At 68.5% G+C, this 13,191-nt stretch carries 12 protein-coding genes and 1 pseudogene; 6 read left to right on the forward strand and 7 right to left on the reverse strand.

All coding sequences use genetic code 11. From position 1 onward, the window contains the following. Positions 1–41: 41 nt before the first annotated feature. Positions 42–722, forward strand: coding sequence for a YggS family pyridoxal phosphate-dependent enzyme (locus tag NF876_RS26485; RefSeq protein WP_262271355.1), 681 nt, complete (start codon positions 42–44; stop codon positions 720–722). Positions 723–746: 24 nt separating this feature from the next. On the opposite strand, the gene NF876_RS26490 is transcribed toward NF876_RS26485, so the two are convergent. Then, a complete protein-coding gene (locus tag NF876_RS26490) occupies positions 747–1,640 on the reverse strand; it encodes a LysR family transcriptional regulator (protein ID WP_262271356.1) in 894 nt (297 codons plus the stop codon). A 96-nt stretch (positions 1,641–1,736) separates the two neighbouring features. Between NF876_RS26490 and NF876_RS26495 the strand changes: the two genes are divergently transcribed. Beyond that, positions 1,737–2,603, forward strand: coding sequence for an SDR family oxidoreductase (locus NF876_RS26495; RefSeq protein WP_262271357.1), 867 nt, complete (start codon positions 1,737–1,739; stop codon positions 2,601–2,603). Between the two features lie 211 nt (positions 2,604–2,814). Here the strand turns inward: NF876_RS26495 and NF876_RS26500 are convergent, their stop codons facing one another. After that, positions 2,815–3,810: an aldo/keto reductase gene (locus tag NF876_RS26500; protein WP_262271358.1), complete on the reverse strand. Its 996-nt coding sequence runs from the start codon at positions 3,808–3,810 to the stop codon at positions 2,815–2,817. Between the two features lie 118 nt (positions 3,811–3,928). Here NF876_RS26500 and NF876_RS26505 point away from each other — a divergent pair, with 118 nt between their 5' ends. Both NF876_RS26505 and NF876_RS26510 read left to right on the forward strand, forming a co-directional pair. Further along, the gene (locus NF876_RS26505; RefSeq protein WP_262271359.1) at positions 3,929–4,855 is read left to right on the forward strand and encodes a LysR family transcriptional regulator; all 927 of its coding nucleotides are present in this window, start codon (positions 3,929–3,931) and stop codon (positions 4,853–4,855) included. Between the two features lie 281 nt (positions 4,856–5,136). Continuing rightward, positions 5,137–6,650: pseudogene (locus tag NF876_RS26510) on the forward strand (ABC-F family ATP-binding cassette domain-containing protein). A 119-nt stretch (positions 6,651–6,769) separates the two neighbouring features. On the opposite strand, the gene NF876_RS26515 reads toward NF876_RS26510, so the two are convergent. Next, a complete protein-coding gene (locus NF876_RS26515; RefSeq protein ID WP_262271360.1) occupies positions 6,770–7,303 on the reverse strand; it encodes a L,D-transpeptidase family protein in 534 nt (177 codons plus the stop codon). Positions 7,304–7,584: 281 nt separating this feature from the next. Here NF876_RS26515 and NF876_RS26520 point away from each other — a divergent pair, with 281 nt between their 5' ends. Next, positions 7,585–8,271, forward strand: coding sequence for a response regulator transcription factor (locus tag NF876_RS26520; RefSeq protein WP_262271361.1), 687 nt, complete (start codon positions 7,585–7,587; stop codon positions 8,269–8,271). A 6-nt stretch (positions 8,272–8,277) separates the two neighbouring features. Continuing rightward, entirely contained in the window at positions 8,278–8,772 is a 495-nt protein-coding gene (locus NF876_RS26525) for a cyclic nucleotide-binding domain-containing protein (RefSeq protein ID WP_262271362.1), read from the forward strand. A gap of 11 nt (positions 8,773–8,783) precedes the next feature. Here the strand turns inward: NF876_RS26525 and NF876_RS26530 are convergent, their stop codons facing one another. The 4 genes from NF876_RS26530 to NF876_RS26545 form a co-directional block, all read right to left on the reverse strand. Further along, a complete protein-coding gene (locus tag NF876_RS26530; RefSeq protein WP_262271363.1) occupies positions 8,784–10,496 on the reverse strand; it encodes a methyl-accepting chemotaxis protein in 1,713 nt (570 codons plus the stop codon). Between the two features lie 85 nt (positions 10,497–10,581). After that, a complete protein-coding gene (locus tag NF876_RS26535; protein ID WP_262271364.1) occupies positions 10,582–11,397 on the reverse strand; it encodes an exodeoxyribonuclease III in 816 nt (271 codons plus the stop codon). 255 nt (positions 11,398–11,652) lie between these two features. Next, positions 11,653–12,570, reverse strand: a complete 918-nt coding sequence (locus tag NF876_RS26540) for an outer-membrane lipoprotein carrier protein LolA (protein ID WP_262271365.1) — start codon at positions 12,568–12,570, stop codon at positions 11,653–11,655. A gap of 99 nt (positions 12,571–12,669) precedes the next feature. Then, positions 12,670–13,191 (reverse strand): DNA translocase FtsK (locus tag NF876_RS26545; RefSeq protein WP_315975077.1); only part of this gene is annotated, 522 nt, incomplete at its 5' end.

Below are 13,191 nucleotides of genomic sequence, written 5' to 3' on the forward strand. Positions count from 1 at the left end.
TCAACGGTTTCGCGCGCGCGAGGCGGCTTTAAGAGGATCCCATGAGCGACAACCACGCGGTCGACGGCCTGAGGCAGGTGCAGGAGAGTATCCGGCGCGCGGCGTCCGATTACGGGCGCGACCCGTCGGGCATCACCCTCGTGGCGGTCTCGAAGACCTTTCCGGCCGAGGCCATCGAGCCGGTGCTCGCCGCGGGCCAGCGCGTCTTCGGCGAGAATTACGTGCAGGAAGCCAAAGCCAAGTGGCCGGCCCTGCGGGAGCGCTTTTCCGACGTGGAGCTCCACATGATCGGTCCGCTCCAGTCCAACAAGGCCCGCGAGGCCGTGGAACTCTTCGACGTGATCCACACGCTCGACCGCCCGTCGCTCGCCGAGGCGCTCGCCCGGGAGATCGCCCGGCAGGGCCGGACGCCCCGCCTGCTGGTTCAGGTGAACACCGGCGAGGAGCCGCAGAAGGGCGGCGTGATCCCGACTGAGATCGACGCCTTCCTCGAGGCCTGCCGCAACACGTATGGATTGCAGGTGGATGGCCTCATGTGCATCCCGCCGGCCGAGGACCCGCCGTCGCCCCATTTCGCCCTGCTCAACACCATCGCGAGGCACCATGGGCTCGGGATGCTGTCCATGGGCATGAGTGCCGATTTCGATGCGGCGATCCAGCTCGGCGCCACCCATGTGCGGGTGGGCAGCGCGATCTTCGGGGCAAGGCCGTCGAAGGCCTGAGACTGCATCGGGGCGAAGGATCCGTCAGCGCCTGCGTGCGGCCTGGAAATGGTCGATGAAGGCCCTGAGGCCCGCCGAGGGCAGGCGCTGGCGCGGATAATAGAGGCAGATGCCCGCAAAAGGCGGCGTCCACTCGGCCAGGACGCGCACCAGACGCCCGGTCGCGAGGTCCTGTTCCGCCGAGCGCCGATTGACATAAGCGAGGCCGGCGCCGGCCCGGGCCGCCTGCAGGCCGAGGTCGTGGGTTCCCAAGGTCAGGCGGCCCGGGACGTCGAGGCGGATCTCCTCGCCCGAGCGCTCGAATTCCCACCGATAGATCGTCCCGCTCGGCAGGCGGGTGCGGATGCATTCGTGCTCGAACAGGTCGGCCGGATTCTGGGGCATGCCGTGGGACGACAGATAATCGGGCGCTCCCACCACGGCGAATTCCTCGTCGAGCCCCAGCGGCACGGACACCATCTCCTGCGGCACGGCCTCCGCGATGCGCAGGCCCGCGTCGAAACCGCCGGCCACGATGTCCACCATCCGCCCCTCGCAAACCACGTCGACCCGCATGTCGGGATAGGACTGCATGAAATCGAGGAGGACCGGCAGGACCCGCATGGCCGCGCCCTCGGAGGTGTTCAGGCGCAGGAGGCCCGCCGGGGTCTGCCGGTAGCGGTTGACCGTCTCGACCGCATCCTCGAGCTCCCGCAGGGCCGGCTGGACCCGGGTCAGGAAAGCCTCGCCGGCCTCGGTCACCGAGACGCTGCGGGTCGTGCGGTTGAAGAGCCGCACTCCAAGGCGCTTTTCGAGGTTCGCCACAATATGGCTGAGGGAAGAGGGCGACAGGCCGAGATCGAGCGCCGCGGCCCGGAAGCTGCGATGAGCCGCCACGGCTGCCAGAGCCTTGAGGTCGCCGAGGCCAAGATCGGCCATTGTGTAAAATCCTTCATCATCCCGTGCAGGATTGAACGGATTATCACAACAATGGCGCGGATCCATAAGGGGGGCTTCAACACAGGAGCTTTTCCCATGACCCGTACCGTTCTGATGACCGGCGCTTCGACCGGATTCGGCGAGGCGACCGCCCGGCTCTTCGCCTCCCGCGGGTGGAACGTCATCGCCACCATGCGCCGTCCCGAGGCGGGAGCGGCCCTGGCCGCCCTCGACAATGTGCTCGTCACCCGGCTCGACGTTCAGGACCAGGCGAGCATCGACGCGGCGGTGGCGGCCGGGATCGCCCGCTTCGGCCGCCTGGACGTGCTCGTGAACAATGCGGGCTTCGGCTTGTTCGGGGTGTTCGAGGGAACGTCGCGCGACAAGATCCGGGAGCAGTTCGATGTCAACCTGTTCGGCCTCATGGACGTGACCCGGGCCGTCCTGCCGCATTTGCGCGCGAACCGCGCGGGCGTGATCGTCAACGTCAGCTCGGGCGCGGGCGTCTTCGCCCTGCCGATGATCTCGCTCTACTGCGCGTCGAAATTCGCCCTGGAGGGCTTTTCGGAATCCCTGTCCTATGAGCTCGCGAGCCTCGGCATCGCCGTGAAGATCGTCGAGCCCGGCGGTGTCACCAGCACCCGGTTCGGCAGGCGCAGCGGCGAAGAGGCTGCCAGATCCATGGTCCCGTCCGATTACGAGCCGTTCGTGAGGGGCGCTCAGGCGGTCTTCGCCGGGCTGCGCGCCGCCCGAGCCGATGCGACGAGCGAGGAGGTGGCCGAGGTGATCTGGACGGCGGCCACCGACGGCACCGACCGGCTGCGTTATGTCGCTACCGACGACATCAAGCCCCTGGTCGCCGCCCGCCGCGAGACGTCGGAGGACGCGTATCTCGCCTTCATGCGCGCGCAGGTCGGGCCGAGGATCGGGGAGGGGACATCCTCCGTCCCGGCAAGGGGCTGATTCACGGAGCCCTGCGGTCCATCTTCTCCCGACCGTGCCATTCGTCACCTCATGGCCGGCCGGTCATCACCCACGTCTCGCCGGCCATCCCGATCGGAAGAGCACAGCGGGTCTCTGGATCGGGATCACCGGGACAAGCCCGGTGATGACGGGGGAAAGGGCCTCAGCGGCGATGCCAGCCGGCCACCCCGACCGGCGACGAGAACACCGCTTACCCCCGCTCGCTGTCCAGCATGGCCATCTGGGGCGCGGCGTAGCGGTCGCCCGCGGCGGCGCCCTTCGGCACGGCCTGCTCGATGGCCGCGAGATCCTCGCGCGTCAGCCGCACGTCGAGGGCTCCGAGCGCTTCCTGCAACCGATCCCGGCGTCGGGCGCCGACGAGCGGCACGATGTCATCGCCCTGGGCGGCCACCCAGGCGATGGCGATCTGCGCCACGCTGACGCCCTTGGCCTCCGCCACGCCCTTGAGCGCCTCCACCAGCGCCAGGTTCCGCTCCACGTTGCCGTCCTGGAAGCGCGGGCTATGGGCGCGGAAATCGCCGGCGCCCGCCTGACCCTTGCTCCAATGGCCGCTGATCAGCCCGCGGGAGAGCACCCCATAGGCCGTGAGGCCGATACCGAGTGCGCGGCAGGCGGGCAGGATCGCGTCCTCGATGCCCCGGGAGATGAGGGAATACTCGATCTGCAGGTCGCAGATCGGATGCACGGCCGCCGCCCGGCGGATCGTGTCGGCGCCGCCCTCGGACAGGCCGATATGGCGCACATAGCCGGCCTTCACCATGTCGGCGATGGCCCCGATGGTCTCCTCGATCGGCACGTTCGGATCGAGCCGTGCGGGGCGGTAGATGTCGATATGATCGACCCTCAGGCGCTGCAGCGTATAGGCGAGGAAGCTTTTGACCGCCTGCGGCCGGGCATCGTAGCCGAGCCAGGCGCCGGACGGCTCGCGCATGGCGCCGAACTTGACGCTGATCAGGGCCCGGTCCCGGTTGCGGGCCTGGAGGGCCTCGCCGATCAGCATCTCGTTGTGGCCCATGCCGTAGAAGTCGCCCGTGTCGAGCAGGGTGATGCCGGCGTCGAGCGCCGCATGGATCGTGGCGATGCTCTCGGCCCGATCCGCCGGTCCGTACATGCCGGACATCCCCATGCAGCCGAGGCCGAGGGCCGATACGGAGGGACCGGTTTTTCCTAGATGGCGCTGTTGCATTGTCTGATCTCCTGAAAATGGCGGCCGGCGGGTCTTGCCGGCATGAACGGATCATGCCTGCTTCCAGTTCGTGCGATAATCCGGCATAACCGGAACAGGCTGTTTGGATTTTCGAACAATGAGCGATGTGGATCTGGCGGATCTCGAAGCCTTCGCGGCGGTCGCGCGGGCGCGCAGCTTCCGCAGCGTGGCGCGGCTGCGCGGCGTCTCGGCCTCGTCCCTGAGCGAAGCCCTGCGCCGGCTGGAGGCGCGGCTCGGCGTGCGCCTGCTCAACCGGACCACCCGCAGCGTCACGCCGACCGAGGCCGGCCAGCGCCTCCTGGAACGCCTGGGACCCGCCTTGAGCGAGGTCGCGGCCGCCCTCGATGCAGTGAACGGCTTTCGCGATTCGCCCACCGGCACCTTGCGGCTCAACGTCCCCACGGCCGTGGCCCGTCTCGTGCTGCCGCGACTCATCGGGCCGTTTCTCGCCACCCATTCCGGCATTACCCTGGAGGTCGCCACCGACGACAGCTTCGTCGACGTGCTGGCGGCGGGATTCGACGCCGGGATCCGCTATGACGAGCGGCTGGAGAAGGACATGATCGCCGTGCCGATCGGTCCGCGCAGCCAGCGCTTCGCGGTGGCGGGGGCGCCGGCCTATTTCGCCGCCCACGGACGGCCCTCGCACCCGAGGGACATCCTGAACCACGCCTGCATCCGGCACCGCTTCGCCAGCGGCATCATGCATCCCTGGGAGTTCGAGCGCGACGGCGAGGTCGTGAAGATCACGCCCACCGCCCGGGTCATTGCCAACAGCATCGACCTGGAGATCGCCGCCGCCCTGCAGGGCCTCGGGCTGATCGCCACCTTCGCGGGGTTTCTGGAGAACGAGTTCGCGAGCGGCGCCCTCGAGCCGGTGCTGGAGGATTGGCAGCAGCCCTTTTCCGGACCCTTCCTCTATTACCCGAGCCGCCGCCACATGCCCGCGCCCCTGCGCGCCTTCGTGGACTTCGTCAAGCGCCGGCCGGCATCCGAGATTGCAGCCGCGGCCATTTCCGGTTAAGCTTCTTGTCTCGATCCACCATGTCGAACCGGGGAGGGCTGCATGATTGAAGCGATGCATCAACGCACGTTCGGCCCCGGGCACGCCCTGCAGCAGCTTGTTGCAGGGCCGGCCATCGAGCTGATCTGACGGCTTTTCTCCGTCCTCATCTCACTCCGGTCAGCTCTGAACGGCTCACCCGCGTCCGTGGCTCTGCAAGGATCCGGCGCGTCTGACACGTTCCAGATTGTTCGCGTTTCGAGGGCCTTCGCCCCGGCGCGTCGCACCCGTGAGATCCTCCCATGGCCTCCCTGAGCCTTCGCAATGTCACCGTCGTCGCCCAAACCCCCTGTTCCGGAACCTGAACCTCGTCATCGGCCAGGGCGACCGCATCGGCCTCGTGGCCGCCAACGGGGCCGGAAAATCGACCCTTCTGAAATGCCTCGCCGGCCTCACCGAGCCGACCGAGGGCGACATCGTGCGCCCGCGCGGCCTGCGCGTCGCCCTTGTCGAGCAGGACGTTCCCGCCGGTCTCGCCGACCTGTCGCTGCACGACGTGCTGCTAAGGGCCCTGCCGGCGGGCGAGCGCGCGAGCCAGGACTGGCGCGTCGACATGGTGCTCGACGAATTCGACGCCCCGGCCGATCTGCGCACCCGGCCCATGCGGGCGCTGAGCGGCGGCTGGCAGCGGCTCGCGCTGATCGCCCGCGCGTGGATCGCCGAGCCCGACCTTCTCCTCCTCGACGAGCCCACGAACCATCTCGATCTCGAAAAGCTCTTTACCCTGGAAGCCTGGATCAACCTGGCGGGTTTCACCGCCCCGATCGTGGTGGCGAGCCACGACCGCGACTTGCTCGATGCCTGCACGACCAAGACCCTGTTCCTGCGGCCCGGGGAATCCGTCGCCTTCGCGCATCCCTACCGGCGCGCCCGCGCCCTGCTCGAGGAGCACGACGCGGCCGCCAAGACGCAGCGCGACAAGACCCTGCGCGAGGTCAAGCGCCTGCGCGAGAGCGCCCAGGAACTGCGCAACGTGGGCATCAACAGCGGCAGCGATGCCGCGCAGGTGAAATCAGCCCAGATCCGGCGCCGGGCCGACGCGCTGGAGCAGAGCGCACGCTCCCTGCACCGGGAGCGGCCGGGCGAGATCCGGCTCGGCAACCGGGGCACCCATGCGCGGGTGCTCGTGGCGGTGGAGAACGTCGACGTCCAGGCCCCGGACGGGAGGCGGCTGTTCACGATTCCGAAGCTCGCCGTGGCGCAGGGCGACCGTGTCGTGGTGCTCGGCCGCAACGGTGCCGGCAAGTCGCAGTTCGTCCGGCTGCTGAACGCGGCGATGACCCGGCCGGAGGGCCTTCCGGGAATCCGCACGAGCCCGAGCCTCGCGCTCGGCTACGTGGACCAGGACATGGGACAATTGCCCGACGGGAGCACGGCGCACGACTTCATCCCGTCGCGCTTCCGCCTCGGCGATCAGCGCAGCCGCGCCGTGCTGGCGGAGGCGGGCTTCTCCATCGACCGGCAGGGTCTTCCCATCGCCCGATTGTCACCGGGCCAGAAGGCGCGGCTCGGCCTCCTGGCGTTGCGCCTGTCCGCGCCCAACGTCTATCTCATGGACGAGCCCACCAACCACGTGGACATCCCGGGCCGCGAGCAGTTGGAGGCGTAGATCCTCGAGACGCAGGCCACCTGCATCGTGGTGTCCCACGACCGGAGCTTCGTGAAAACCGTCGGGACCCGCTTCCTCCTCATCGACCGGGGCAGAATCCGCGAGATCGAGGGTCCGGAGGGGTTCTATGAGAGCCTGGCCGGGTGAGGGTCCAATCCTCGACGTCATCACCGGCCTCGTGCCGGTGATCCCGATCCGGACAGCCCCGTGCCTCAGTGATCGGGGCGGCCGGGACAAGCGAGCCCATGACGGGAGGTTGACCGGGCTCACCCCACGATCTCGATGCGCGTGTGCGGCCCGATCCGCTCCATGAGGCGGCGGATCATGCGACGCTCGACGGCCACGCAGCCCTCCGTGGGCAGGAATCCCGGGCGGGCGAGGTGGAGGAAGATGGCGCTGCCGCGGCCCTTCACGACCGGGCCGCGGTTCCACGCGATGTCGAGCACCACGTCGTAGAGATGGTCGTCCCGCCACATCCTCTCGTGGCCGGTCGGGCAGGGCAGGGGGACGAGGCGGTTATAGCGCCGGTCCCGCACGTCGTCCGACCAGCCGTCGGCGGGGCGGATGCACCTCAGGGCCAAGCCCGTCCTGGGGCGCGGGCCGTGATCAGGGCGGTAGAAGCCCTGCAGGATCCGGAACCGCCCGACCGGCGAGGCGCCGTCGCCCTCGCGCTTGGCCCGGCGCGTTCCGGAGCGGCCCAGCGCACAGGGCACGACGAGGTTGCCGGCTTCGAGACGCCCACGACAGTGGTCGAGCGGGGAGCGGAACACGCGGATGACATTGACGCGAGACGGTTTCATGGGCAGTGGAAGGGACGGAAGGTCCCTCTTGTTGTCAAGCTGGGAATGACTACTCTTATGCATCGAGCATGATCCAAAGCTCAAGGCTCGCGCCGACGGGCGCATCGTCGAGAACCTGAACCCGGTTTGCCGAACGATGCTCTCGCGTCAGGCGGCGATTTTCGATCCGGATCATGAGCGGTGACAGGAGGCGAATGAACCGGCCCGGGCATGTCCGGGTTCTTCGCTGTTTGAAGACCGCTCTCGCGACTTTCGCAGTCCATCGTGTTGAAGGGTTTGAGATGTCGAATGCCAGCCGCCTCCTCGTCGTCGATGACGATCAGGACCTGCGCGACACCCTAGCCGAACAGCTCGGATTCTATGACGAGTTTCAGGTTGCGACCGCCGAGACCGCCACGGGCGCCATCGATGCGGTGAAAGGGGACCGGATCGATCTTGCCATCATGGATGTGGGCCTGCCGGACATGGACGGGCGCGAGGCGGTCAAGGTCATGCGCCAGAACGGCTTCCGCAGCCCGATCATCATGCTCACCGCCCAGGGATCGGACAGCGACACCGTGATGGGCCTCGAGGCGGGGGCGAACGACTACGTGGTCAAGCCGTTCAAATTCGCCGTGCTGCTCGCCCGCATCCGGGCGCAGCTTCGGCAGTACGAGGCGAGCGAGGATGCGGTGTTCCAGATCGGGCCCTACATCTTCCGCCCGGGCTCGAAGCTGCTCACCACCGACAAGGGCTCCAAGCTCAAGCTGACGGAAAAGGAAACCGCGATCCTGCGCTACCTCTACCGGGCCGGCCAGTCCGTGGTCGGACGCGACACCCTGCTCACGGAGGTGTGGGGCTACAATTCCAACGTCACCACCCACACCCTGGAAACGCATATCTACCGCCTGCGCCAGAAGATCGAGTCGGACCCGTCCAATGCCAGCATCCTGGTCACCGAGCCCGGCGGCTACAAGCTGATTCCCTGACCGGACATGGCGCTCGACGACGACATCGCCACGCTCAGCCGGGCTCCGCTGTTCAACCTGCTGGAGCGCGACGCCCTGCGCCTCGTGGCCTTCGCGTCGGAGAGCCGGACCTACCGGGAAGGCGACGTGCTGTTCAAGAAGGGTGATCGCTCGGACGGCGGCTACGTGGTGAGCCGCGGCGCCATCGCGCTCGACGCCAAGGACGACGGCTCGCCCGAGGTCTTCCTGGCCGGTCCCGGCGCCCTGATCGGGCAGGCGGCCCTGTTCGCCCGCATCGAGCGCCGCGCCACCGCCACGGCCCGCGAGCCCTCAGCCGTCATCCGGGTCACCCCGAGCCTCATGCGCCGGGTGCTGGAGGAGTTCCCGGACGCGGCCGCGGCCATCCAGGACGCGATGGCGGACGAGCTCGCCCGCCTCACGGAGGGCCTGGAGCGCGTTCGCCAGCAGCTCATCGCCATCGACGGCGGGGAGATTCCCCCGAAGGCGCCGGACGAGACGTAAGGGAAGGCCCCTTACGCCGCCTTGACGTCGCTCAGGAAGACGTCGACCTCGCGGCTCAGGTTCTCCGCGTAGCGGGCGAGCTCGTGGGCGGCGCCCAGGACCTGGGTGGCCGCAGCCCCCGTCTCGCCGGCCCCGTGCTTCACGCTCTCGATCGAGTCCGTCACCTGGCCGGTGCCGCGGGCGGCCTCCTGGACGCTGCGGGAGATCTCCCCCGTGGTGGCGCCCTGTTCCTCCATGGCGGCCGCGATCCCGGTCGAGATGGCCGAGATCTGGTCGATGATGGTCTGGATGCCGTGGATCGCCCCCACGGCCTCCTGGGTGGCGCCCTGGATCTGGGCGATCTGCGAGCCGATCTCGTCCGTGGCCTTGGCCGTCTGGGTCGCGAGGTTCTTCACCTCCGAGGCCACGACCGCGAAGCCCTTGCCGGCCTCGCCCGCGCGGGCCGCCTCGATGGTGGCGTTGAGCGCCAGCAGGTTGGTCTGGGCGGCCAGGTTGTTGATCAGGGTGATCACGTCGCCGATGCGCTCGGCGCTGCTGGAGAGGGCCTGCACGATGCCGTTGGTGCGCTTGGCGCTCTCGACCGCCTCGAAGGAGATCTGGGACGATTGATGGACCTGCCGAGCGATCTCCCGGATCGAGATCGACATCTCCTCGGTGGCCGCCGCGACGGTCTGCACGCTGCTCGAGGTCTGCTCGGCGGCCGCCGCCACGCTGACGGATTGCCGGTTGGTGCGGTCGGCCGTGCTCGTCATGGTCTGGGCGGTCGCCTCCATTTCCGTGGCCGCGGTGGCGAGCCCCTGGGTCAGGGCCGAGACATTGGCCTCGAACCGGCGGGTCAGCTCGTCCAGCTTGAGGGCGCGCTGCATCTTCGCGCCGCTCTCGGCGGCCTGCTCGACGGAGAGCCGCTGCCGCTCGGCCGCGTTCTCGCGGAAGATCTCCACGGCGCGGGCCATCTCGCCGATCTCGTTCCGGGCCGCCAGGTAGGGCACCGTCAGGGCGGTCTCGCCATGGGCCAGGCTCTTCATGGCCTCCGCGAGCTTCGGGATCGGGCGGAAGAGCATCCGGCCGGACAGGACTGCGGCCAGGGTCAGCACCAGGACGGCCGCCAGGGAGACCAGTCCCATCTGCCACATGAGCCGGTTCGCCGAGGCTTCGAGGGCCGTCACCTGGAATCCGCTGCCGAGCACGCCCAGCACCTGTCCGGACTGGCCGAAGACCGGCAGGTTCACCAGGAGATAGTCGGCTCCCAGGATGGAGGCCTTGCCCACATAGGTGCCGCCGGCCGACACGATCGGGAAGACGACGCCGTTGCGGTCCATGGCGGTTCCGACCGCGCGGGACCCGTCGGGATTGCGCATGTTGGTGGCCCGGCGGATGAAGTTGCCGCTGGCCTTGTCCTTCACGAACAGGGTGGCCGGGGCCTGCGTGGCCTCCGCGATGCGGTCGGCGAGCTCGTCGCTGTAGAACACCGCGTCGTCGTTCACCGTGATGCCCGTGACCGCCCCGGCGGCGTCCTTCTTCACGCTCAGGCTGTCGATGGAGCCGCGCAGGATGCCCACGAAGGTGCGCACGTTGGACTGGAGCTGGGCGAGCGCCTTGGTCTCCACGTCCTGGCGGGTCTGAAGGGCGACAACCGCGAACAGCGCGGCGGCGGTCAGCACGACGAACGCCACCATGGCGGCCGTGGTGAGATGGGAAAGCTTCCGGTTGGCGAGGAACTGCACGGGTATTTACCTTAGGAAAATCGTGCACAAGCCTTCGCAAAAAGCGGTTAAAAAGGTGTCAAGGAGCCACGGGCAGGGCGGCTTTTTACAGCTCCAGCACGGCCGTCACGGGGGCGTGGTCCGAGGGACGCTCCCAGCCGCGGGTCTCGCGGGTGACGTCGATGGAGCGCAGGGTGCCGGCCATGCCCTTCGACAGCCAGACATGGTCGAGCCGGCGGCCCTTGTCGGCGGCCGCCCAGTCGGGCGAGCGGTAGCTCCACCATGAATAGATCTTTTCGGGCTCGGGTCGCAGGACCCGCATGGCGTCGATCCACTCCGCCTCCTGGCGCAGCTCCTCCAGGGCCTCGGTCTCGACCGGGGTGTGGCTCACCACGTCGAGGAGCTGCTTGTGGCTCCAGACGTCGTGCTCGAGGGGCGCCACGTTGAGATCGCCCACGAGAATGGCCGGACCCGCGGTCGGCTTCGCGCGCCCGCCCCAGGAGCGCATCTCGGCCATGAAGTCGAGCTTGTGACGGAATTTCTCGTTGAGCTCCGGATCCGGGATGTCGCCGCCGGCCGGCACGTAGAAGTTATGGATCGTCAGGCCGGCCGCCGCCTTGGCCTCCCGGCTCAGGGTGACGGTGATGTGGCGCGCGTCCTGGCGTCCGCACATCTCCATCACGCTCGTCTCGGAGAACGGATAGCGGGACAGGATCGCGACCCCGTTATAGCCCTTCTGGCCCATATGGACCACGAAGGGATAGCCGAAGGCCTGCAGGTCCTTCAGGGGAAGCTTGTCGTTCGGGCATTTGGTCTCCTGCAGGCATAGGATGTCGGGGCGGCGCTCCTTCAGGAAGCGGCCCACCTGGTCGAGGCGCAGGCGAACGGAATTGATGTTCCAGGTCGAGACAGTCAGTTGCACGGGAGGAGGCCCTTCGGAAGATCCCCTTCGGCTACGACAGATTCGCCCCGGAGGGAAGCGCGGTGTCGCCGTTCCGGTGGCGGACCGGTCATCAATCCCGACTCCTCTCGTCATCACCGGGCTTGTCCCGGTGATCTCGGTCGGAAGAGCGCCGCGCCCCAAACGATCGGGATGGCCGGGACAAGCCCGGCCATGACGTGGAAGCATGACGTGGAAGGGTGTCGTCTCCGAGGGTATCATCCCCGATGGCGCTCGCTACTTATTCCCGCCGACCAGGATGTCGTACTGGATCTTGAACAGATCCTGGTCGATCCGGCGGCCGCGCTCGCTCCTGCCGAGCATCACCACCGTCTGGAAGCCCTGCGCGTCGACGATGCGCCACTGGTTCAGGGTCTCCACCTGGCTGTCGAACACCAGGACGATCCGCGAGGTGCCGCCGAGCGTCGAGGAATCCTCAAGGCTGATGCGCACGCCGTCGCCGTCGTTGGCGATGCCCGTGATCCGAATGTCCTGGCCGAGATTGACCTGCTCGCGCAGGAGGAATTTCAGCGGCGTCTGGGAGATGGAATAGAGGTCCTGCGTCGCGAGCTTGCGGTCTCGCACGGCGACCGATCGCCCGTCGGCGATCACCTCGAGGGTGGCCGGCGGATCGTACTCGAACCGCACCCGGCCGGGGCGCTGGAGATAGAGGGTGCCGCCCAGCCGGCGCCCGTCGCCGCCCACCTGGGTGAAATCGGCCACCAGGGTGGTCAGGTTCGTGAAATAGGCATTGGCCCGCGCCACCACCTCGCCGTTCGGCAGCGGCTGGCGCAGGGCCACGGGCGTCGCCGCGGCGACGATGGGCCGGGAAGCGACCGCGACCGGCCGCGGTTCCGGCGTCTGGTGGGGCTCCGCCGTCGCGGGCCGGCTCGGCGGGAGCGGCGCGGTGACGGCCAGAACCTGTTCCGCATTGGCCGGCCTCGGAATGACCGGGCGGGACGGCTGGGTCTCGGCCACGACAGGGATCGCCCGGTGGAACGAGGCGGTCGGCAGGTGCGGGAGCGACGGGCCGAAGCCCTGGCTCGCCGGACGGACGGGCGGGAGGATCAGGTCGATCGGAAAGGTCTGGCCCATGGCCGGCCAGGCGCCCGCGGAGAGCGCCGTCACCAGGCCGGCAAGAAGGACGGGACGCATCCGAATCGGTCTCCTTCGGACCATCATCATGGACGCTGCCCGGCCATTGGGAATGGCCCAGGAACGACGCAGGGCCGCGGCCAAGGTTCCGAGACCGCCTTAATCCTCTCCCATGCCCGGAGTTTCAAGCAGAATCTCGCGTTTCCCGGCATGGTTTGCGGGGCCGACGATGCCCTCGTTTTCCATGCGCTCCATGAGCGAGGCGGCGCGGTTGTAGCCGATCTGGAGCCGGCGCTGGATGTAGCTCGTCGAGGCCTTCTTGTCGCGCAGCACCACGGCCACCGCCTGGTCGTACAGGTCCCCGCCCGGCGCCCCGAACTCGCCCTGGTCGAACACCGGCGCGTCGGCCGCCGCCCCGCCGCCCTCGTCCTCCTCGGCCGTGACCGCCTCCAGGTACTGCGGCCGGCCCTGGCGCTTGAGATGCGCCACCACCTTCTCCACCTCCTCGTCCGAGCAGAACGGCCCGTGCACGCGCGTGATCCGCCCGCCGCCGGCCATGTACAGCATGTCGCCCTGGCCCAAGAGCTGCTCGGCCCCCATCTCGCCCAGGATCGTGCGGCTGTCGATCTTCGAGGTCACCTGGAACGAGATCCGGGTCGGGAAGTTCGCCTTGATCGTGCC

This window comes from Microvirga yunnanensis (assembly GCF_025460875.1).